Origin of the sequence: Actinomadura bangladeshensis (assembly GCF_004348335.1) — a bacterium.
GTDB classification, from domain to species: Bacteria; Actinomycetota; Actinomycetes; order Streptosporangiales; family Streptosporangiaceae; genus Spirillospora; species Spirillospora bangladeshensis.
Window position 1 is genome coordinate 15,925 of record NZ_SMJW01000034.1, and the last position, 19,875, is coordinate 35,799.

At 71.8% G+C, this 19,875-nt stretch carries 21 protein-coding genes; 12 read left to right on the plus strand and 9 right to left on the minus strand.

What is annotated here, in order from left to right; all coding sequences use genetic code 11:
- The first annotated feature begins 26 nt into the window (after nt 1-26).
- Together E1284_RS09440 and E1284_RS09445 are read left to right on the plus strand one after the other, a co-directional pair.
- Entirely contained in the window at nt 27-1,181 is a 1,155-nt protein-coding gene (locus E1284_RS09440; protein WP_131938634.1) for a sensor histidine kinase, read from the plus strand.
- Nucleotides 1,174-1,812, plus strand: a complete 639-nt coding sequence (locus E1284_RS09445; protein WP_131938635.1) for a response regulator — start codon at nt 1,174-1,176, stop codon at nt 1,810-1,812. Before E1284_RS09440 ends, E1284_RS09445 begins: the two co-directional genes overlap by 8 nt.
- Before the next feature lie 183 nt (nt 1,813-1,995).
- Here E1284_RS09445 and E1284_RS09450 read toward each other — a convergent pair whose 3' ends face one another.
- Complete coding sequence (locus E1284_RS09450) at nt 1,996-2,568, minus strand: TetR/AcrR family transcriptional regulator (RefSeq protein WP_131938636.1); 573 nt, start codon at nt 2,566-2,568, stop codon at nt 1,996-1,998.
- 105 nt (nt 2,569-2,673) lie between these two features.
- On the opposite strand from E1284_RS09450, the gene E1284_RS09455 reads away from it, so the two are divergent.
- A complete protein-coding gene (locus tag E1284_RS09455; protein WP_131938637.1) occupies nt 2,674-4,833 on the plus strand; it encodes an MMPL family transporter in 2,160 nt (719 codons plus the stop codon).
- Here the strand turns inward: E1284_RS09455 and E1284_RS09460 are convergent.
- Together E1284_RS09460 and E1284_RS09465 are read right to left on the minus strand one after the other, a co-directional pair.
- A complete protein-coding gene (locus tag E1284_RS09460) occupies nt 4,830-5,465 on the minus strand; it encodes a response regulator (RefSeq protein WP_131938638.1) in 636 nt (211 codons plus the stop codon). The two genes, E1284_RS09455 and E1284_RS09460, sit on opposite strands and share 4 nt — an antisense overlap.
- On the minus strand, nt 5,462-6,625 hold the full coding sequence (locus E1284_RS09465) for a sensor histidine kinase (protein WP_131938639.1): 1,164 nt from the start codon (nt 6,623-6,625) through the stop codon (nt 5,462-5,464). The genes E1284_RS09460 and E1284_RS09465 overlap by 4 nt, the downstream gene beginning before the upstream one ends.
- 144 nt (nt 6,626-6,769) lie before the next feature.
- On the opposite strand from E1284_RS09465, the gene E1284_RS09470 reads away from it, so the two are divergent.
- Nucleotides 6,770-7,804, plus strand: coding sequence for an FtsX-like permease family protein (locus tag E1284_RS09470; protein ID WP_341770384.1), 1,035 nt, complete (start codon nt 6,770-6,772; stop codon nt 7,802-7,804).
- The gene (locus E1284_RS09475; protein ID WP_131938640.1) at nt 7,801-8,496 is read left to right on the plus strand and encodes an ABC transporter ATP-binding protein; all 696 of its coding nucleotides are present in this window, start codon (nt 7,801-7,803) and stop codon (nt 8,494-8,496) included. Before E1284_RS09470 ends, E1284_RS09475 begins: the two co-directional genes overlap by 4 nt.
- On the opposite strand, the gene E1284_RS09480 is transcribed toward E1284_RS09475, so the two are convergent.
- A complete protein-coding gene (locus E1284_RS09480; protein WP_165965192.1) occupies nt 8,476-8,925 on the minus strand; it encodes a MarR family winged helix-turn-helix transcriptional regulator in 450 nt (149 codons plus the stop codon). The two genes, E1284_RS09475 and E1284_RS09480, sit on opposite strands and share 21 nt — an antisense overlap.
- 62 nt (nt 8,926-8,987) lie before the next feature.
- Here E1284_RS09480 and E1284_RS09485 point away from each other — a divergent pair, with 62 nt between their 5' ends.
- A complete protein-coding gene (locus E1284_RS09485; RefSeq protein WP_131938642.1) occupies nt 8,988-10,109 on the plus strand; it encodes an FAD-dependent oxidoreductase in 1,122 nt (373 codons plus the stop codon).
- Between the two features lie 218 nt (nt 10,110-10,327).
- On the plus strand, nt 10,328-10,972 hold the full coding sequence (locus tag E1284_RS09490) for a lytic polysaccharide monooxygenase auxiliary activity family 9 protein (protein WP_131938643.1): 645 nt from the start codon (nt 10,328-10,330) through the stop codon (nt 10,970-10,972).
- An 89-nt stretch (nt 10,973-11,061) separates the two neighbouring features.
- On the opposite strand, the gene E1284_RS09495 is transcribed toward E1284_RS09490, so the two are convergent.
- Nucleotides 11,062-11,322 carry a DUF397 domain-containing protein gene (locus E1284_RS09495; RefSeq protein WP_131938644.1) on the minus strand — a complete coding sequence of 87 codons (261 nt, stop codon included), beginning with the start codon at nt 11,320-11,322 and terminating at the stop codon, nt 11,062-11,064.
- Nucleotides 11,323-11,488: 166 nt separating this feature from the next.
- Entirely contained in the window at nt 11,489-12,136 is a 648-nt protein-coding gene (locus E1284_RS09500; protein WP_131938645.1) for a hypothetical protein, read from the minus strand.
- Nucleotides 12,137-12,577: 441 nt separating this feature from the next.
- Between E1284_RS09500 and E1284_RS09505 the strand changes: the two genes are divergently transcribed.
- Together E1284_RS09505 and E1284_RS09510 are read left to right on the plus strand one after the other, a co-directional pair.
- On the plus strand, nt 12,578-13,423 hold the full coding sequence (locus E1284_RS09505; RefSeq protein WP_243714365.1) for a helix-turn-helix domain-containing protein: 846 nt from the start codon (nt 12,578-12,580) through the stop codon (nt 13,421-13,423).
- Between the two features lie 30 nt (nt 13,424-13,453).
- Nucleotides 13,454-13,792, plus strand: a complete 339-nt coding sequence (locus tag E1284_RS09510; protein WP_131938647.1) for a HEAT repeat domain-containing protein — start codon at nt 13,454-13,456, stop codon at nt 13,790-13,792.
- Nucleotides 13,793-13,828: 36 nt separating this feature from the next.
- Here E1284_RS09510 and E1284_RS09515 read toward each other — a convergent pair whose 3' ends face one another.
- The 3 genes from E1284_RS09515 to E1284_RS09525 form a co-directional block, all read right to left on the minus strand.
- On the minus strand, nt 13,829-14,338 hold the full coding sequence (locus tag E1284_RS09515; RefSeq protein ID WP_131938648.1) for a flavin reductase family protein: 510 nt from the start codon (nt 14,336-14,338) through the stop codon (nt 13,829-13,831).
- A gap of 85 nt (nt 14,339-14,423) precedes the next feature.
- A complete protein-coding gene (locus tag E1284_RS09520; protein WP_207923658.1) occupies nt 14,424-15,050 on the minus strand; it encodes a TetR/AcrR family transcriptional regulator in 627 nt (208 codons plus the stop codon).
- An 8-nt stretch (nt 15,051-15,058) separates the two neighbouring features.
- Nucleotides 15,059-15,691 (minus strand): TetR/AcrR family transcriptional regulator, encoded by a 633-nt coding sequence (locus tag E1284_RS09525; protein ID WP_131938650.1) that lies wholly within the window; start codon nt 15,689-15,691, stop codon nt 15,059-15,061.
- A 199-nt stretch (nt 15,692-15,890) separates the two neighbouring features.
- Here E1284_RS09525 and E1284_RS09530 point away from each other — a divergent pair, with 199 nt between their 5' ends.
- The 3 genes from E1284_RS09530 to E1284_RS09540 all read left to right on the plus strand — a co-directional run bounded on the left by E1284_RS09530 (nt 15,891) and on the right by E1284_RS09540 (nt 19,873).
- Nucleotides 15,891-17,210, plus strand: a complete 1,320-nt coding sequence (locus E1284_RS09530) for an ABC transporter substrate-binding protein (RefSeq protein ID WP_131938651.1) — start codon at nt 15,891-15,893, stop codon at nt 17,208-17,210.
- Nucleotides 17,211-17,271: 61 nt separating this feature from the next.
- Nucleotides 17,272-18,177 (plus strand): branched-chain amino acid ABC transporter permease, encoded by a 906-nt coding sequence (locus E1284_RS09535; RefSeq protein WP_131938652.1) that lies wholly within the window; start codon nt 17,272-17,274, stop codon nt 18,175-18,177.
- A gap of 4 nt (nt 18,178-18,181) precedes the next feature.
- Nucleotides 18,182-19,873 (plus strand): branched-chain amino acid ABC transporter ATP-binding protein/permease, encoded by a 1,692-nt coding sequence (locus E1284_RS09540; protein ID WP_131938653.1) that lies wholly within the window; start codon nt 18,182-18,184, stop codon nt 19,871-19,873.
- Nucleotides 19,874-19,875 lie beyond the last annotated feature (2 nt).

Below are 19,875 nucleotides of genomic sequence, written 5' to 3' on the forward strand. Positions count from 1 at the left end.
CGCTGCGAATAGGACAATGGGAAGCGATGGCGACGATCCAGGAGCAATGGGAGCGGTTCTACCGCTGGGGGCCGTTCGCCCTGCTCACCCTCGCGACCCTGCTGGCGCTGCTCATCCGGACGGAGGTCATGTCGGCGGGAGAGGAGCGGGCGGCCGTGCCCCTGCTGCTCACGACGCTGGCCGTCCAGATCCTCCACACCTGCGGGAGGATTCCGGGGCAGATCTACTTCTGGACCCGGACGGTCCTCGCGTTCGTCCTGTCCTGGCTGAACCCGTTCTTCTGCGTCTACGCCGTGCTCGGGTACTTCGACGGCCGGCACTACCTGACCCGCCGCTGGGCGATGACCGGGGCGCTCATCACGGCGGTGACCATGGCGGGCGCCCAGGCGGGCGGCTTCCCGCCGCGGAACCTGATCATGGCGGGCCTCTTCGCCGGCCTCCTCGTCCTGAACACCGTGCTGATCCTCATCTTCGGCAGCCTCGCCGACCGGGAGGCCGAGCGGACCCGCGTCCAGACCGAGACCATCGCCGAACTCGAACGGACCAACACCCGCCTGGAGCAGGCCCTCGCCGAGAACGCGGGCCTGCAGGCGCAGCTCCTCGTCCAGGCGCGCGAGGCCGGGGTCAGCGACGAGCGGCGCCGGCTGGCCGCCGAGATCCACGACACGATCGCCCAGGGCCTGACCGGCATCATCACCCAGCTGCAGGCCGCCGAGGACAGCGAGCACGTCCGCCGCGCCACCGACCTCGCGCGCGAGAGCCTGCGCGAGGCCCGTCGCTCCGTGCGGGCCCTCGCCCCCACCCATCTGGAGGACGACACGCTGCCCGAGGCGCTCAAGAAGATCACCGGCGACGGCGTCGACCTCACCGTCACCGGAACGGTGGAACCCCTGCACGGCGAACTGGAGGCGACCCTCCTGCGCATCGCCCAGGAGGCGCTCGCCAACGCCGCCCGCCACGCGCACGCCGACCGCATCGGCGTGACCCTCTCCTACATGGACGACGAGGTGACCCTCGACATCCGCGACGACGGCCGCGGCTTCACCGGCCCGTCCTCCGGCTTCGGCCTGACCGCCATGCGCGAACGCGCCGAACGCGTCGCCGGTTCGCTGGAGGTCGAGTCCGAGCCGGGCCGGGGAACGGCGGTGTCCGCCCGCGTACCGTTGATCCGCCATGCCTGAGAACACCGCTGACATCACCGTGCTGATCGTCGACGACCATCCCGTCGTCCGGGACGGCCTGCGCGGCATGTTCGCCGCGACCACCGGTTTCCAGGTCGTAGGCGAGGCCGCCGACGGCCGCGAGGCCGTCGCGCTCGCCGCCGACCTGCGCCCGGACGTCGTCCTCATGGACCTGCGGATGCCCGGCGGAGGCGGCGTGGAGGCCATCACCGAACTGACGCGCCGCGGGCTTGCGTGCAAGGTGCTCGTCCTCACCACCTACGACACCGACACCGACACGATCCCGGCGATCGAGGCCGGCGCCACCGGCTACCTCCTCAAGGACGCGCCGCGCGACGACCTCTTCGAGGCGGTCCGCGCCGCGGCCGAGGGCCGGACCGTCCTGTCCCCGGCCATCGCGTCCCGCCTGGTCTCCCGCGTCCGCGAACCGCGCGGCATCGCCCTGAGCACCCGCGAACTGGAGGTCCTGCGCCTGGTGGCCCGCGGCACCGCCAACCGCGAGATCGCCGCCGAACTCTTCATCAGCGAGGCCACGGTCAAGACCCACCTGACCCACATCTACGCGAAACTGGACGTCAGAGACCGAGCCGCAGCAGTGGCCACCGCCTACAACCGCCGAATCCTCCCCTGACCCACCGCCCACACGCGGCGTCCGCCAAGGTTCACCAGATGCGTTGACCTGCGGCGTGTTGTTGTTATGAGCGCCCCCAAAACAACAACACGCCGCAGATCAACGAGCGTCTCCGTTCGTCCGGCCCGCCGACTGACGGCCGACAGTTCAGGCCGGCAGTTCAAACCGGCAGCGCCTGTCGCTCTAGGGCGTGGGGGTTATGGCCGTGATGGCGGTGAGGGTGAAGTCGGTGACGGCGGTGGGGGCCTTGCCGTTGTCGATGGCGCGGATCGCGGTGTCCACCAGGGACTGCACTGCGGATTGCAGTAGGTCCGGGTGGGGGGCGTCCAGCTCCTGGACGGCCTCGGCCAGGAGAGCCTCCAACTCGCCGTGCATGGCCATGACGCGTTGCAGTGCTTCCGGGGACAGGGATGCTCGGGCCAGGCCGACGCGCCAGCGGTGGTCTCCGCTCGCGCCTTCGGCGATGTTGGCGCGGGCGTAGGCGAGGACGCGCTCCCGGGGGGTGTGCGCCGCGTCGACCTCGCGGCGGACGGCGGCGACCCAGCGCGGGAAGTCGCGTGCCACGACGGCCTCGATCAGCTCGTCCACGCTGTCGACGTACTTGTAGACGCTGGAGCGGGCGATGCCCACGCGGCGCGCCACGGCGCCGACGGTCAGGCCGGCGCCCTCGCGGAGGATCTCCTCGGCCGCGTCGACCAGCGCCGCCTCCATCCGGCTGCGGTGCTCCCGGACGGTCGGCGCGTTGATCTTCGGCACGCCGTTCCTCCCGCTTCCCCGACCCCCGGACGACCCCTCGCGGGGGCACCGATATGGTAGCCCGCAGTTATGGCGACACCCTGTTCCTAAAACTGAAGGTTCCCCATGTCAGCTCTGCTGCGGGCGATGCTCGCCTCGAAACGCTCGGCGGCCCTCACGGTCGTCTTCTGGATCGTCCTGACCGGCGTCCTGGCCGGGGTGGCGCCCGACCTGAAGTCCGTGGAGGACAACTCGTCGGCCAACAGCGCCCCGGCGGCGAGCGACTCGTCGGTGGCGCAGCGGGAGCTGGAGCGCGCGTTCCCAGGGAGCGATGCGCTGCCGGCCGTCGTGGTGGTGAGGTCCGAGGACGGGCCGGCCGCCGCCGCGGCCGTGACCCGCGCCGCCCGTGCGGCGGGCCGGGGGCTCGGCGTGCCGGTGTCCCCGGTGTGCGGTCGGGACGGGACGAGGCCCGGCACCGACTGCGTCCCCGGCGGGGACGGTCTGACCTCGGCGGACGGCAAGACGCGGGTCGTGATCGTCCCCGTCACCGGCGACCCGACCGGTGACGCCTTCGAGGACGCCGTCGCCGATCTCCGGACGGCCGTCAAGGACGCCGCTCCGGCGGCGACCGTCGCGGTCACGGGCCCTGCCGGGATCATCGTCGACACCGTCGAGGTCTTCTCCAGCGGCGACAAGGTGCTGCTGCTCGGCACCGTGCTGCTGGTCCTGGTGATCCTGCTGGTCGTGTACCGGTCGCCGCTGCTGGCGCTGGTGCCCCTGCTCGCGGTGGGCGTGGCCATGCGCGTCACCGAGTCGGTCGGCGCGGTCCTCGCCGACGCGGGCGCCATCACGATCAGCCGGCAGACCGCCTCGATCATGACCGTGCTGCTGTTCGGGGTCGGCACCGACTACGCGCTGATCATCACCAGCCGGTACCGCGAGGCGCTCGTGGACGCCGCCGACCGCTTCGCGGCGATGCGCGAGGCGCTGCGCGGGACGGCCGAGTCGGTGCTCGCCAGCGCGTCCACGATCGTGCTGGCCATGTTCGCGCTGCTGGCCTGCGCGTCCCCGGCGCTGCGCGGGTTCGGGCCGTACCTCGCGCTCGGCGTCGCGGTGATGGCGGTGGTCGCGTTCACCTTCATCCCGGCCGCCGTCCTGCTGTGCGGCCGGGCGGTGTTCTGGCCGTTCTCGGAGGCGGCGATGGCCCGGCGCGCGACGGGCGGCGCGCTGTGGCGGCGCGCCGCCGACCTTGTCGTGGCCGCCCCGCGCCGCGTCCTCGCGGGGACCCTCGTCCTGCTGGCGGTGCTCTGCCTCGGCATGACCGGGTACAAGGAGAGCTTCGACTTCGTCAGCGGGTTCCGGGTCGGCACCGACTCGGCCGCCGGGCAGACCATGATCGACCGGGATCTGGGGCCGGGGGAGATCGCGCCGTCCACCCTCCTCGTGCGGGGCCGGAACCTCGCGCCCGAGCAGGTGGAGGCCGTCCGGGCCACGGTCGCGCCGCAGGTCGCGCGGACGGCGTTCGATCCGCGCCGCGACATGGCCGCCGGTGCCGCGCGGATCACCGTCGTCCTCAAGGACAACCCCTACTCGTCCGCCGCGATGGACGCCGTCGGGCCGCTGCGCTCCGCGGCCGCCGCGGCGGCGCGGGACGCCGGGATCGAGGACGCGCGCGTGCTCGTCGCCGGGCCCACCGCCGAGACCGCCGACACCAAGTCGGCGCTCGACCGGGACATGCTCGTCCTCGTCCCGCTGGTCCTGCTGATCGTCGGGCTCGTGCTGGGTCGGCTGCTGAGGTCGGCGCTGGCACCGGTCTACCTGCTCGCCACCCTGCTCCTGTCGTTCCTGGCGACGCTCGGCCTGACGGTCGCGATCACCGTCTGGCTCGGGGGAGACGCGGGCATCGGCAACCGGGTCACCGCCTACGTGTTCATCTTCCTTGTGTCGCTGGGCGTCGACTACAACATCTTCATCATGAGCCGGTACCGGCAGGAGTCCGAGCGCCGGGCCCCCGTGGAGGCGCTGCGCGCCGCGATCACCCGGACGGGCGGCGTGGTGTCCTCGGCCGGGCTGATCCTCGCCGGGACGTTCGCGGTCCTGATGACGCAGCCGATCCGGGAGCTGTACCAGTTCGGCATGGCGATGGCGATCGGGATCCTGCTCGACACGTTCGTCGTCCGCCCGCTGCTGGTCCCGGCGATCGTGCGGCTCCTCGGCGACCGCGCTCTGTGGCCGCGCCGCCCGGCACCGGCGGCGGTCGAGGCGGCGGAGCCCGTCCGCGGCTAGTCGGGCGGGCGGATCAGCCCCCGGCGGGTCGCGGCGGCGACGGCGGCGGTGCGGGAGTCGACGCCGAGCTTGGCGTAGATGTGCACCAGATGCGTCTTGATCGTCGTCTCGCTCAGGAACAGCCGGCGGCTGATCCGCCGGTTCGACAGGCCCTCGGCGACCAGGCCGAGGACGTCCAGCTCGCGCGGGGTCAGCGCGGCGGCCGGGGTCCGCATGCGGCCGAGGAGGCGGGACGCCACGCTCGGCGCGAGCGCGCTGTCCCCGGCGGCGGCCGACCGGATCGCGGCGAACAGCCGGTCCGGCGGCGCGTCCTTGAGCAGGTAGCCGGTGGCGCCCGCCTCGACGGCGGCGAGGATGTCGGAGTCGGTGTCGAAGGTGGTCAGCACGAGGACGCGCGGGGCGTCCGGGGCGGCGGTGATCTGCCGGGTCGCCTCGCTGCCGTGGATGCCCGCGCCGAGCCGCAGGTCCATCAGGACCACGGCCGGTTTCAGGCGGCGGGCCGCCTCGACGCCCTCCTCGCCCGTCGCCGCCTCGCCGACCAGTTCGAAGCCGGGCTGGTCGGCCAGCATGGCGCGGATGCCGGACCGGACGACCGGGTGGTCGTCGACGAGCAGGATCCGGATCGGGGTCATCGCCCGTCCCCGGGCACCGGGAGGGCCGCCACGACGGCCGTGCCCTCGTCCTCGGCGGACTCGACGGTGAGCGTCCCGCCGAGCGCGCGGGCCCGCTCCCGCATCGCGCGCAGCCCGTAGCCGGTCGCCGGCGCCGCCGGGTCGAAGCCGCGGCCGTCGTCGTAGACGTCCAGGACCACCGTGTCGTCGAGATAGGTCAGCGTGACGCCGACGTTGGCGGCGCCGGAGTGCTGCGCGGCGTTACCGAGCGCGCCCTGCGCGATGCGGACGAGCGCCACCTCGTGGTCGGTGGGCAGCGGCAGCGGCGTGCCCGACGCCTCGAACCTGATCCGGGACGTGGAGCGGGCCGCCGCCGACTCGGTGATCCGGCGGAGCGCGTCGGTGAGCGAGGACCGCTCCAGGACGGGCGGCGCCAGTTCCCGCACGAAGTTGCGCGCCTCCTCCAGGTTCTCCGCCGCCGCCTGCTCGGCCTCCGCCAGCCGTCCCCGGACGGCGTCCCGGTCGGCGTCGAGGTCGCGCCGCGCGGCGCGGAGCAGCAGGATGATGCTCGACATGCCCTGCGCGAGCGTGTCGTGGATCTCCCGCGCGAGCCGCTCCCGCTCGGTGAGCCGCGCCGCGTCCGACTCCGCCCGGACGAGCCGCTCGCGGGTGCGCACCAGGTCGTCGATGAGCAGGCGGCGCTGCTCGCTCTCCCGGTAGAGCGCCTGGTAGGCGAGGGCCATCAGGGTGGCGACGGCAGCCCCGACGCTCGGCCCGAGCACCTCCGCGAGCGTGACCCCGCCGCCGTGCCATGCGACGGCGCCGATCGCGGCCGCCGTCAGCAGCACGACGCCGGGCAGCGCCCAGGCGAGCCGCAGTAGGTGGACGTACAGGAAGAACAGCGGGAAGGCCAGCCACACGTAGGCGGGGGACGCGAGCGCCAGCGCCGCCCACCCGGCGGTCAGCACGGCGAGCCACGCCCGCGCGGGCCCCGGCCGGGGGTGGCGCCGCGTGCCTTGGACGACCCCGGCCGCGTACAGGGTGCCCAGCAGGAGCCCGCCCGCCAGCACAGGGCCGTCCCGCAGGGTGCGGGCCAGCGCGATCGCGAGCAGGACCAGGAAGGTGCCGTGCATGGCCCAGGCGAGCAGCCGCATCGCCGGGGAGAACGGATCGTTCCTCATTTCTCACCCAGCGTAAGCGAGGAATGCCCAGGTCACATCGATCGAAAGGTGGATACCGGCCGTCCGGAAGGAGGCGGTCCGGCGGTGCCGCGGCACGATGTGCGCCCTTGTCCGTCCCGCGAGGCTGGAGGCACTGGAACCGAGGTGGACGGGGGATTCACGGTGTTCGTGGCGCTACGGGACCTGCGCTTCGCCAAGGGGCGGTTCGCGCTGATGGGAGCGGTCGTGCTGCTCATCACCCTGCTCGTGACGATGCTGTCCGGGCTCACCGAGGGGCTGGCGCGCGACAGCGGCTCGGCCATCGCGAACCTGCCCGCCGACCGGGTCGTGCTGAGCGGCGACTCGTTCACGACCAGCCGCATCGACCAGCGGACGCTCCAGGGTTGGCAGGACGTCCCCGGCGTACGGGCCGAACCGCTCGGCATCGGCATGAACCGCATGGGGGAGGGCACTCCGGTCGCCCTCTTCGGCGTGGACGTAGGCAGGGATGCGCCCCCGCCGGGCCAGGTCACCCTCTCCCGCGACCTCGCCCGGGACACTGGGCTCAAGCCGGGCGACACGGCGGAGATCGCCGGACGCTCCTTCACCGTCGCGGGCGTCGGCGGCGCCGCGTCCTACAGCCACAGCCCGGTCGCCTGGCTGCGGATGGACGACTGGAAGGCCGCCGACCCGCAGGGTTCGTCCGTCCTGCTGCTGCACGTCACCGGCGACCCGGACCTCGGCGCCGCCGACCGGCGCCTCGGGACGACCGCCCTGACCCCGGGCGACGCCGTGTCCAAGATCCCGTCGTACTCGGCGGAGAACGGGTCGCTGCAGCTCATGCGCGGGTTCCTGTTCGCGATCTCGGCGCTGGTCATCGGCGCGTTCTTCACCGTCTGGACGATCCAGCGCCGCGCGGACGTCGCCGTCCTCAAGGCGCTCGGCGCGAGCACCGGCTACCTGCTGCGCGACGCGCTCGCCCAGGCGGTCCTGGTCCTGCTCGCCGGCGCGGGCCTCGGCGGCGCGATCGGCGCGGCCGCGGGCCTCGCCCTCGGCGGCGCGGTGCCGTTCGTCGTGTCGGCCGCCACCACGGCCGCCCCGGTCGCGGTCATGATCGTCCTCGGTGCCGCCGGGGCCGCGCTCGCCATCCGCAAGATCACTTCCGTCGACCCCCTCACCGCCCTGGGAGCCGCACGATGAGCCTGCACCTGGCCGACGCCGTCCTGACCTACCCCGACGGCGACCGGACGCTGACCGCCCTCGACCGCGTCACCCTGCGCGTCGCGCCGGGCGAGTTCGCGGCGGTCGCCGGCCCGTCCGGTTCCGGGAAGTCGAGCCTGCTCGCCGTCGCGGCGACGCTGATCCCGCCGGTCTCGGGCACCGTCGAGATCGCGGGCCGGGACGTGACCGGCCTCGGCCCGTCCGAACGCACCCGCCTGCGCCGCGACCACATCGGCATCGTGTTCCAGCAGCCGAACCTGCTGCCGTCCCTCACCGCGCTCGACCAGCTCACGGTGATGGCGCACATGTCGGGACGCCGGAACGCCGCCGGCCGCGCCCGCGACCTGCTCGCCGCAGTCGGCCTGACCGGCATGGAGCACAAGCGCCCGCACCAGCTCTCGGGCGGCGAACGCCAGCGCGTGAACATCGCCCGCGCGTTGATGAACGACCCGCAGGTCCTCCTGGTCGACGAGCCCACGAGCGCCCTCGACCACCACCGAGGCGAGCAGATCGTGAAGCTCTTGGCCGACCTGACCCGCGACGCCCGCGTGGCGACCGTCATGGTCACCCACGACCGCGCCCAACTGGCCGCCGCCGACCGCGTCTACGAGATGACCGACGGCCGCCTCACCCCGGCCACGGCGTCGGTCTCAGGAAGCGGGCTCGCGTAGCTCCCTGGCCGCCGCCCGGTACGCCTCGGCGATGCGGGCGAACGTCTCCAGGAACAACGCCGCGTGCTCCGGAGGGAAGGACGCGCCGGCCGCGTCCAGATGGCGCCGGGTGCCCGCGCAGGCGGCGTTGTAGTCGTCCAGCCCGCCTTCGAGCGGTTCCACGCCGACCTTGCGGCGGTCGTGCTCGTCGCGGACCCGGCGCGCGTAGCCGGCCTTCTCCAGCCGGTCGACCAGCCGGGTCGTCGAGGCGGACGGCAGGCCGAGCTCGTCCGCGATCGCCCCCACCGCGAGCGGGCCGCGCATCTCCAGCAGAAGCAGCGCGGCGACGTCGACCGGCTGGAGGCCGAGCCGGTCGGCGACCGCCTCGTTGTGCAGGAGGAGCGCGATCGTGAACTCGCGGAAGACGTCTTCGGGGTGGGTCGCTGCCACCCCGTCAATCTACTCCCGTACGATGTATCTCCAAAGCGAAGATACTTCGATGTGGAGGTGTCATGGAGGTCCTGGTCATCGGGGCAGGAGTGGGCGGTCTCGCCGTCGCGCGGGTGCTGCTCTCATCCGGGCACCGGGTGCGGGTGTTCGAGCAGGCCCCGGCCCGGCGCACGAGCGGCAAGGCGCTGCTCGTCTGGAGCAACGGCAACGCCATCCTGAAGGACATCGGCGTCGGCCTGGACGGCATCGGCAACCGCATCGACCGGATCGACGCGCTCGCCTCGGACGGCCGGCGCCGCATGGGCCAGAACATCGCCGACGCGGCCGCCCGGTACGGGTTCGAGACCAAGGCGATCCCGCGGCCGCAGCTGACGGCGCGCCTCGCCGAGGGACTGCCGGACGACCTCGTCCAGTACGGCATGGCCGCGCGGAGCCTGACCCAGGACGCCGACAAGGTCACGGTCACCTTCGAGGACGGGTCGACCGCCACCGGGGACCTGTTGATCGGTGCGGACGGCCACCACTCCGTCGTGCGGCGGCACCTGTGGGGCGACGGCGCCGTCCAGCCCGCCGCCTTCGGCACCTGGCAGGGGCTCAGCCCGATCGACATCGAGATCACCGACACCCACCTGCACCTCATGATCACCGGACGGGAGGGCGCGTGCGGGCTCATGCCCGCCGGGGGTGGCCTGCTCCAGTGGTGGTTCGACATGCGCTGGTCGCCGTCCGACCCGCGGCCGGCCTCGCCGCTGGCCGAACTGCGGCGCCGCTTCGCGAACTGGGCCGCACCCGTCTCCGAGGTGCTCGCCGCCGCCACCGACGACGACATCGAGTTCTTCGGCCACCACTGGAACAAGGTCCGCAAGGTGTGGGGCGAGGGGCGCGTCACCCTGCTCGGCGACGCCGCCCACACCATGCCGCCCACCCTCGGGCAGGGCGCGAACCAGACCTTCGAGGACGCCTGGGTCCTCGGCCGCGAACTCGCCGGGGGCGGCGCCGACCCGGCGGCCCGGCTGCGCGCCTACGAGAAGGCCCGCTATCCGCACATCTCCCTGGTCTCGCGGATGGCCAAGCGCAACCCGGCCAACCTGCGCATCCCGCCGGTGATCGGGCGGCTGATCCCCGAGACGTCGCAGACCGGGATGCTCCGCCGGTTCAGCAACCGCCTCAGCGACGCGGCCTGACGTCAGCGCCGCGCGAGGTACGCCGCGGCGGTCTCGCGAAGGCGGGCATGGACGCCCGCGACTTCTCCCCCCTTCTCTCCCGCCTGTGGACGAACCTCCGCTGACCGACCCGTGAAAGCTTTCACAGCCGGCATGACGGGCCGTCGCGTCTCGGGTTAACCTCGCCCTGGAAGCGCTTCCAGTCCGGCATCCCCCGCTACCGGAACGGAGAACGCGCGATGCGACGAGCACGCCGCGCCCTCACCCTGCTCCTCACGACGGCGCTCCTGCCGGTCGTGTGGACGGGCACCGCGTCCGCCCACGGCTCGGTCATCGACCCGGCCTCCCGCAACTACGGCTGCTGGGACCGCTGGGGCGACGACTTCCAGAACCCCGCCATGCAGCAGGAAGACCCGATGTGCTGGCAGGCGTGGCAGGACAATCCCAACGCCATGTGGAACTGGAACGGCCTCTACCGCAACGGCGTCGGCGGCGACTACCAGGCCGCGCTGCCCGACGGCCAGCTGTGCAGCGGCGGCCAGACCGAAGGCGGCCGCTACCGCTCCATGGACGCGGTCGGCCCCTGGAAGACCACCGACATCGGCACCACCTTCTCGGTGAACCTGTACGACCAGGCCAGCCACGGCGCCGACTACTTCCTCGTCTACGTGACCCGCCAGGGCTACGACGCCCTCACCCAGCCGCTGCGCTGGAGCGACCTGGAACTGGTCCGCCGAACCGGCCGCTACGCCCCCAGCAACAACTACGTGATCAGCAACGTCTCGGCCCCCGGCCGCACCGGCCGCCACGTGGTCTTCACGATCTGGCAGGCCTCCCACATGGACCAGTCCTACTACATCTGCAGCGACGTCAACTTCCACTGACCCCCACCCCGCTCCCACACAAAGCCCCGGAAGCCCGCATCAGCGGACTTCCGGGGCTTTGAAACTCTCACCAGTAAGGGCGTTCAGTTCTATTTCAGGTCGAGCTGCCCCGCCTTGATGCGTCCGAGGAAGCCGACCAGCACGTCCCGGTCGAGAATGATGACCGGGCTCGACTGGTCGAGGACACTGTCGCGGACACCGGTCAATCCGGCGCCCATCGGACTCACCTCGAGGCAGCCGGTGTTCGCCCCGCAGAACCTGCTTTTGCGCCACCCGTCCCGCTCCGGAAGTGGACCGGTGTGGCGAGTATGCGCTTTCGGCGGATCGGTTTCGCCGGCACCCATGATCATGGGGGATCCCTTACCTCGTCTGACGTGGTTAAACGTCGCCACGCCCCCACCCTATGTCGCCATGGGTGAGAGCGTGGACACGTTCGGTGAATGGTCTCGGACCCGCGCGGGCGGGTTCCGATGCCACCTCGGGATTATGGTCGATTATTTAGTGAATCATGGGCAATTATTGGGTTTTGGCCAGGATCTGCAGATCGGCGAGCGGCCCGGCTTCACCGGCATCGGGTATGTGGATCCAGCCGTAGCGGGTCAGCCCGCAGACGTTGACCTCTACCGCGCGCCGGTACGACTGCGGGCACAGGCCGGAATATCCGTGGATGACGATCGCCTCGTAGATCTGCTGGGACACGACCAGGGCGAGAGGCCCGTTCGTGTTCCGCAGGGCCGAGCGCACGGCGTCGGAGTCGAGCAGCCGGAACGCCGCGTCGATCTCCGCGCCGAACGGCCCGTGGTCGTCCCGGAGCAGATCGCCGGCGTGGACGACCGCGCGCATGCGCAGCCGGTGCGCCGGACGGTCGGCGAGAGGCAGTGCGGCGTTGTAGTCCATCAGCAGGCCCGCCAATACGGGGATGAACGGGTCCAGCAGGCGTGACCTGGGCACCTCGTCCGTCGGCCGGACGAGGACGAGGACCCCGTCACCGCGGTCCTCGATGGGCTCGCAGAACCGCTCGTCGATGCCGGCCGCGCGCATCGCCCGGTGCAGTAGCAGGTAGAGCTGATTCCTCAGCTCGACTTTGACCAGATCGGTGCGGGTCGACGAGCTCTCCAGGTCGAGCGCCAGGATGCTCCGGTGAAGGGGGCCGCAGAGGGGCAAGGTTGGTCCTCCCATCCCCAGTCGGCGGACGAGTCGTCCACGATGCAGAGGCCGCCACCGCCGAGGTGGCATGGCCCGATATCGCACCATCGCGATCACGGGCACCGGACGCTGTGCTTCGCCTCGGGCCGTGGACCCTCGGCGACCTACTCCCCTTGCACTCAATATGCCCGTTCCATGCCGTCCGTGCACCATGCACGGCTTGATGCACCAGGTCTCTCATGGGAATCTATCCCTGCGGTGACACGCCGTTCTTGGAATTCTCGCGCGACTTGTCCGAGTTTTGAGGTAATATCTGCGGTGCAACATGCACTGTTGGTTGCATGTTGGGACAAGCTGATCGGTTGTCGAGCAATTCAAGATCCCGTCGCCAGGTGGTCGTCGCCATTCCTGGCCGCCCTTGGGGAAGAGTGGGCCGTGCCGACATCTCAAGCTCCGTCCGTGCGCCGGCGACGCCTCGGCGTGGCACTCCGGCGCCTGCGCGAGGACGGCGGACTCAGCACTGAGACGGTGGGGCGGCGGCTGCGCTGGTCCGCGTCCAAGGTCTCCCGTATCGAGACGGCGCGGATCGGGGTGCGGGAATCCGACATCAAGCGCATGCTCCGGCTCTACCAGGTCGAGGAGCACGCGCTGACCGAGTTGCTCGCCCTGGCGCGCGAGGCGGCCGCACCCGGCTGGTGGACCCACTACCCGGGCTTGCCGAACGACCAGGCCGCCTACTGCGCGCTGGAGGACGAGGCCGACACCGCACTCGCCTACGAGGCGCAGGTGGTGCCGGGCCTGCTGCAAACGGCGGATTACGCGCGCTGCATGATCACCGGCTGGGCGGAGATCGTCCCCGCGCCTCCGACGGTCATCGAACGCGATCTCCAGGTGCGCATGAAACGCCAGGAACTCCTGCGGGCTCCACGCTCACTGCACCTGTCGGTGATCTTGGACGAGGCCGTACTCCTGCACCGGGTCGGCGACGCCGCGATCATGCGCCGGCAACTGGGGCGGCTCGTGGAGCTTGCGGACCTGCCCAATATGAAATTGCGGGTCCTGCCTTTGACCGCCGATCACAGCGCGGCCCTCCATGCGTTCACGCTCCTGGAGTTCGCGCCCTCTTTCGAGGTGACCTTCCCGGCCGTCGTGCACAGCGAAAGCCACCCGTTGAGCCTCGTCCAGGACGAGACCGTCACCTATGAGCACCGGCGCGTCTTCGACTGGCTCGCGCAAGGGAGCCTCACACCCGCGGACTCGGTACGCCTCATCCAGCACACCGCCGAGCAGGTCTGGACCTCCTGATCGTCGGAGGATGGCCGTAAGGTCGGCGGTATGTCGCGGCGGCGGTTCGATCTGGCCATGCAGTCCATGCGGGAGAAGGATCCGGGGGTTCGGGAGAGCGCGTTCGACTTCCTGCGCGAGCACGCCGATGCGTATGTCGAGGAGTTGGTCGGGGAGTTCACCGCGGAGCAGGACCGGGAACTCCGGTGCTGGCTCCTGGAGCTGGTGGCCGAGGCCCGGTCCCCGAAGGCGCTGGAGGTGTTCCGCGGCCAGTTGGAGAGCCTCGACGAGTCGTTGCGGTTCTGGGCCGTGCGCGGCCTTGAGATGCTCGACAGCCGCGAGGCCGACCAAGCCCTGGAGCAGGCCCGCGCCGATGGCTGGATCGCCTGACCGGGGCGCGGCGCAAGGTCCGCGGACGTCCGCGGGCTAGTGCGGGGTGAAGGTGCCGTAGGCGCCCTGGTGGAACAGGAGCGGGGGTTCGCCCTCGCTCACCTGCAGGTTCTGGACGCGGCCGACGACGATGTGGTGGTCTCCGGCGTCGTGGAGCTGCTCGGTGACGCAGTCGATCCAGGCGACCGCGCCGTCGATGACCGGGTTGCCGGCCGGGGACGGGTGCCAGCCGATGTCGTGGAACTTGTCCGTCTTGCGCATCGCGACGGCACGGCAGACGTCCTCCTGCGCGGCGGACAGGACGTTCACGCAGAACCGCTCGCCCGACTCGCGCAGCGCGCGCCATGAGCTGGAGCCCTTGTCGGGCAGGAAGGCCACGAGCGGCGGGTCGAGCGAGACCGAGGTGAACGAGCCGACCGTCATGCCGATGGCCGTGCCGGCCGGGTCGAGCGCGGTGACCACGACGACACCCGTCGGGTAGTGGCCGAGGACCTGGCGGAAGCGGGCGGGATCGATGACGTCCGTCCCGTGGGCTGTCAGGCTCATGCCGGAACTCCTCCCTGTAGCGATCGCTACAGAGATTGCCATCAGAAGTCCGGTGTGGCAACCGTCCGGTTGACCGAATCCGCGCTCAGGCGGCGGCGACCGCCTGCTCGACGACCGTCACGACGACCGCGACGAAGTCGTCGGGATCCCAGTCGTCGTCGTTGATCTGGTGCGCCAGGAAGAGCCCGTCGGTGGAGGCCACGACGATGCGGGCCAGGTCCATCGCGAGTTCGGGGCGGCGGGCCCGCAGTTCGGTGTCGAAGTGCGAGGTGAACCAGGCCGCGATGGTGTTCGAGACGGAGTCGCGGGTGGCGAGGAAGTAGCGGCGCGCCTCCGCCTCCACCTCGCGGGACTCCAGCAGCAGCATGTGGCCGATGCGCAGGAAGTCGGGCGCGTCGCGCAGGGTGCGCACCGAGCGGGACAGGATCGCGCGCAGGCCCTCGGCCAGCGGGCGCTCGTCGCGCGGGTCGCGCTCCCAGCGCGGCTGGGCGGCGATCCACTGCTCGAAGCTGTGCCGGACGACCTCGGCCATGAGGTGGTCCTTGTCCCGGAAGAACCAGTAGACCGAGCTGGCCGGCAGCCCGGACCGCTTGGTCACCCGCGAGATCGTGGTGCCCTCGTAGCCGCACTCCGAGGCGATCTCGGCGGCGGCCTTGAGGATGCGGTCGCGGGAGATCTCCCGGTCGTCGGCGGGGCGGGGGGGCGTCGGCATGGCCCTCATCATGCCGCGTCGGCGAGCCAGGCCAGGGCCTGGGCGTGGACGCCGTCGGCGATCAGGTCGACGAGGCGGTCCAGGTCCCAGTCGCGGCTCGAGTGGACGCCGATGTAGAGCCCGTCCATCACGGCGAGGTGGAACCGGGACAGCCGGTCGGCGACCCGGTCCGCGCCGGGGGCGCCGGCGGGGAGCACCTGCTCCCACCAGTCCCGGATCGCGGTGCGGGTCTCGGCGCGGACCTCGATGTAGCGGCGCCGGGCGGCGGGCTCCTTCGGACGGTTGGCGAGCCCGAGCATGAGGCCGAGGCGCCAGAACTCCGGACGCTCGGTGATGGCCCGCGAGGCGCGGTGCAGCCGGTCGCGGATCTCCTCGGCCGGGTCGGCGATCCCGACCCGGTCCTGCCAGGTGGGGGCGGTCTCCCGCCAGCGCCGGTAGCTGAACTCCAGGGTCTCGGCGAGCAGTTCGTCCTTGTTGCGGAAGTGCCAGTAGACCGAGCTGGCCGGCAGCCCGGTCGCCTCCGTGACCAGCGCGATCGAGGTGCCGTCGTAGCCGCGCTCGGCGGCGATCGCGAGGGTCGCCTCCAGGATCCGCAACCTCGACTCCTCGCCCTGCTGGTGGCGCCGCGCGGTCTTGCGCATCTGCTCTCGCTCCTCTGGCCTTCGGAAACTCGGCCCCGGCGGGGGGTTGTGCCGCCCATCACATCATGGGTACGGTCGCCGCACGTCCCTGTAGTGATCGCTCCAGTAAGTGTAGCGATCGATACGGATCGACGGATCGATAGAGCGTGCACGATTCCTGCCGGGCGCCTCGGCGTTGGTCGGCGAAACGGAGAAGAGAATGCCCACTCCACGCAGTGCTCTCCGCCGGCGGCGGCTGCTCGCCCCCGCCCTGGCCGCGCTGGCGGCGGCGGCGACGCTCACGGCCTGCGGGTCCGGCGACGCGGGCGTCAGCGCCGCGGACGCCAAGACCCAGGCCGCCGACCTGGTCAAGGTCCTCGGCCTCACGGACGGCGCGGGCCTCGGCGGCGACGTCGCGTTCAAGCTCGGCGCCGCGCTCACCCTGTCCGGCCCGTCCGCCGGGAACGGCGAGTCGATGCGCAACGCCATCGAGCTGGCCGCCGAGCAGATCAAGGCGGCCGGCGGCCCGTCGATCGAGCTGAGCGTGAAGGACATCAAGGGCCCCGACCCCGTCGCCGCCAAGCAGGCCGCGTCCGAGCTGGCCGCCGAGGGCGTCCCCGCGAAGATCACCTCGATGGGGGACGGGCTCGGCGCGATGCTCGCCGACACCGACAAGAGCAAGATCCTCAGCCTGGACGGCGTCGGCGGCGCCCAGGTCTTCACCAAGGGCACGCAGTACTTCTACGGCACCCGCGAGGTCGCGCCGTCCGACGCGGCGCCCGGCGCCCTGGAGTGGTTCAAGAAGGCCCACCCCGAAGGACGGACGGTCGGGCTCGTCGGCGTCGACCTCGGCCCGCTGAACGCCGCCATCCAGGCGGACATGAAGGCGAAGATCGAAGCCGCCGGCCTGACCTTCAACGGCCTGTGGGAGACCGTCTCGCCCAGCTCGCAGGACTACGCGAGCATGATCGCGAAGGTCAAGGACAACGAGCCCGACCTGCTGTGGGTCGCGTTCGGCGGCGCGGCGCCCGGTGCGTTCGCCGCCCAGGCCGAGAGCGCCGGGATCAAGAGCGAGCTGCTCGGCATCGAGTTCACCCAGGACGCGGTCAAGGCGTCCAAGGGCGTCCTCGACTCCGACGGGTTCACGTTCGCGATGGACTACTTCGACGCGTCCGCGCCGCCCAACCCCCTCGCGAAGCTGTTCGCCGAGGCGTACGAGAAGGCGTACGGGGCGCCGGCGGACTTCTACGCCGCGAACGCCTACGAGGAGACCCTGATGATCTGGGACCTCATCCGCCGCGTCGTCGCCGCCGGCGGGAACCCGTCCGACAGCGCGCAGCTGAAGGCCGCGCTGGAGAAGGACCCGAAGTTCGCCTCGGTCTACGGCGGCGACGCCACCACGGTCGGCAGCCTCGAGATCGACCTGAAGACGCACGGTGTCGCGAGCCGCCCGATGGGGGTCTTCGAGTACAAGGACGGCAAGGTCAAGGCGCTCGCCACCTACAACGTCGGCGGCCGGGAGTTCCGCCTCGCCCCCTGACCCGTCCCGTCCGAGGGGACGGCCGCGGCGGCGGCCGTCCCCCTTCCTCTCCGGAGGCTCCATGCACGACCTGCTGGGCGGCGAGCTCTGGCAGCTGACCGTCAACGGCCTCGTCCGGGGCTCCTTCTACGCCGCGCTCGGCGCCGGGCTCGCCCTCGTCATCGGGGTCACGACCCGGTTCCACTTCGCCTACGCGCTCACCTACACCGTCGCCCCGTACGCGGCCTTCTGGGCGATGGACGGTCTCGGCGCGCCGTTCTGGCCGTCCGCGCTCATCGGCCTCGCCACGGCGGTCGCCGTCAGCATGCTGCTGGAGCTGGGCGTCTACGAGCCCGTCGCGCGGCGCGCCGCCGACCGGGCCATGCTCGCCGTGCTGGTGACGTCGATCGGCGTCAGCACGGCGGGCATCGCGCTGCTCCAGCTCGAGTTCGGGACGAGCAGCCTGCCGTTCTACGGGCCGCAGCCGCAGCGGTACGACCTCGGCCCGGTGCGGGTCTCCGGCTTCGACATCGAGCAGGCCGCGACCTGCCTGCTCCTCGTCGCCGGGCTCGCCGTGTTCCTGGCGTTCACCCCGATCGGACGGTCGGTCAAGGCGGTCCGCAGCAATCCGGGCCTCGCCGCCGTGCTCGGGATCAGCGTCCGGCGGGTCAACCTCGTCTGCTTCGCCGCCGCCGGGCTCATCTCCGGCGCGTGCGGGCTCTGGTACGGGCTGCTCTACACCGTCCAGCCGACCATGGGCGACTCGACGGTCATCTACGGATTCGTGGTGGCCTTCCTGGCGGGCACCCGCTCGTCCCCGCTGCGCGCCCTTCCGGTGGGCATCGGCCTCGGGCTGATCGAGCAGTGGGCGTCGAGCTGGCTGTCGCTGCAGTGGACGCAGACCGCCGTGTTCATCGTCCTCACCGGCTACCTCGCGTTCCTCGCGGGGAAGAGCCGCCTTCCCCTCGTGTCGCCGCGGAGGGCCTGACGCCATGTGGATCAACTATCTCGACCAGGCGCTGCTGCTCGCCGCGCTCGCCGTCAGCGTCAACCTGCTCGTCGGCTACGCCGGGCAGGTCTCCGTCGCGCACGCCGCGTTCGCGGGCGTCGGCGGCTACACCGTCTGCTTCCTCGCCGGGGTGCACGACTGGCCCTACCTCGCCTCGCTCGGCGTCGCCGTACTCGTCGCGACCGCGTTCGGCGTGCTGATCGGGCTGATCGCGCTGGGGCTCGCCGAGGAGTTCCTCATCCTGATGACGCTGGCGTTCTCGCTGGGGATCATCGGCACCTTCGCGACGTTCGACTCGCTCGGCGGCGTCATGGGCATCACCGGCGTGGACGGCCTGCGGCTGTTCGGCGCGGAGCTGACGACCCCGTCCGACTGGCTGGTCCCGTCGGCGGCGGTGCTCGTGCTCGTCTTCGCCGTCTGCCGGCGCCTCGGCGAATCCCCCTACGGCCGGGTGCTGAAGGGCATCCGGGAGGACGCCGTGGCGACGCGGGCGCTGGGCAAGAACACCTTCGGCTACAAGATCGGCATCTTCGCGGTCACCAGCGGGCTGGCCGGGCTGATCGGCGGCGTGTACTCGGGCTGGCTCGGCCAGGCGACCCCGTCGGCGTTCGGGTTCCCGCTCGCGATGGCGGTGTTCGCGATGGTCATCGTCGGCGGCAACGCCAACCTGGTCGGCTCGGTCGTGGCGGGCGTCGCGCTGACGATGATCGAGCCGCTGCTGCGCGAGGTCCTCGGCGTGCAGAGCACCCAGGCGACGCTGCTGCAGGTGGTGCTGTACGGGGTGCTGCTGGTGGCCGTCATGATCGTCCGGCCGCAGGGGCTGTTCCCCGAGCGCTCCCGGAAAGTCGTCGCACCCGGCGCCGGGCCGCGGGCGAAGGCCGCGCCGCGTCCCGACCGCGCGCCGTACGACGAGGCCGAGGTGGTGCTCCGTGCGGAGGGCCTGTCCAAGCGGTTCGGCGGCATCGTGGCCGCCCAGAACATCGACCTCGAACTGCGGCGCGGCACGATCACGGCGCTCGTCGGCCCGAACGGCGCCGGCAAGACGACCGCGTTCAACCTGCTCACCGGCACGGTCGCCCCGGACACCGGCTCGGTGACGCTGAACGGCGCCGAACTCGTCGGGATGCGCCCGGACCTCGTCGTCCGCGCCGGGCTGGTGCGCACGTTCCAGGACGTCCGGCTGCTCGGCCGCCTGACGTGCCTGGAGAACGTCATGCTGGCCGTGCCCGGTCAGCCGGGGGAGCGGCCGGCCCGCCTCTTCGTGCCCGGCCGCGCCATCTCCCGCGCGGACCACGACGTCGCCGCCCAGGCCATGGAGTGGCTCGACTTCGTCGGCATGGCCGACCAGGCCGCCACACCGGCCGATGCCCTCTCCTACGGTCAGTCGAAGCTGGTCTCCCTGGCACGAGCCCTGGCCACCGGGGCCGACGTCCTCCTGCTGGACGAACCGGCCTCCGGCGTCGACGCGACCTGGGTCGAGACGATGCTGTCCATGGTCGCCGCAGTCCGGGACGAGGGCCGCACCGTCTGCCTGGTCGAGCACAACCTCGACGTGGTGCGCGAACTGTCGGACCACACCTACTTCATGGAGCTCGGCGAGATCACCGCGTCCGGCACGCTCGCCGAGTTGACCGGCTCGGCCCGGCTCGCCGAGGCGTACTTCGGCGCCCAGTAAGG

Excerpts from the sequence above, each read along its gene's own strand:
- E1284_RS09440 (WP_131938634.1), top strand. The coding sequence starts at position 27 with ATGGCGACGATCCAGGAGCAATGGGAGCGGTTCTACCGCTGGGGGCCG.
- E1284_RS09445 (WP_131938635.1), top strand. The coding sequence starts at position 1,174 with ATGCCTGAGAACACCGCTGACATCACCGTGCTGATCGTCGACGACCAT.
- E1284_RS09455 (WP_131938637.1), top strand. The coding sequence starts at position 2,674 with ATGTCAGCTCTGCTGCGGGCGATGCTCGCCTCGAAACGCTCGGCGGCC.
- E1284_RS09460 (WP_131938638.1), bottom strand. The coding sequence starts at position 5,465 with ATGACCCCGATCCGGATCCTGCTCGTCGACGACCACCCGGTCGTCCGG.
- E1284_RS09465 (WP_131938639.1), bottom strand. The coding sequence starts at position 6,625 with ATGAGGAACGATCCGTTCTCCCCGGCGATGCGGCTGCTCGCCTGGGCC.
- E1284_RS09475 (WP_131938640.1), top strand. The coding sequence starts at position 7,801 with ATGAGCCTGCACCTGGCCGACGCCGTCCTGACCTACCCCGACGGCGAC.
- E1284_RS09485 (WP_131938642.1), top strand. The coding sequence starts at position 8,988 with ATGGAGGTCCTGGTCATCGGGGCAGGAGTGGGCGGTCTCGCCGTCGCG.
- E1284_RS09490 (WP_131938643.1), top strand. The coding sequence starts at position 10,328 with ATGCGACGAGCACGCCGCGCCCTCACCCTGCTCCTCACGACGGCGCTC.
- E1284_RS09495 (WP_131938644.1), bottom strand. The coding sequence starts at position 11,322 with ATGATCATGGGTGCCGGCGAAACCGATCCGCCGAAAGCGCATACTCGC.
- E1284_RS09510 (WP_131938647.1), top strand. The coding sequence starts at position 13,454 with ATGTCGCGGCGGCGGTTCGATCTGGCCATGCAGTCCATGCGGGAGAAG.
- E1284_RS09515 (WP_131938648.1), bottom strand. The coding sequence starts at position 14,338 with ATGAGCCTGACAGCCCACGGGACGGACGTCATCGATCCCGCCCGCTTC.
- E1284_RS09520 (WP_207923658.1), bottom strand. The coding sequence starts at position 15,050 with ATGCCGACGCCCCCCCGCCCCGCCGACGACCGGGAGATCTCCCGCGAC.
- E1284_RS09525 (WP_131938650.1), bottom strand. The coding sequence starts at position 15,691 with ATGCGCAAGACCGCGCGGCGCCACCAGCAGGGCGAGGAGTCGAGGTTG.
- E1284_RS09530 (WP_131938651.1), top strand. The coding sequence starts at position 15,891 with ATGCCCACTCCACGCAGTGCTCTCCGCCGGCGGCGGCTGCTCGCCCCC.
- E1284_RS09535 (WP_131938652.1), top strand. The coding sequence starts at position 17,272 with ATGCACGACCTGCTGGGCGGCGAGCTCTGGCAGCTGACCGTCAACGGC.
- E1284_RS09540 (WP_131938653.1), top strand. The coding sequence starts at position 18,182 with ATGTGGATCAACTATCTCGACCAGGCGCTGCTGCTCGCCGCGCTCGCC.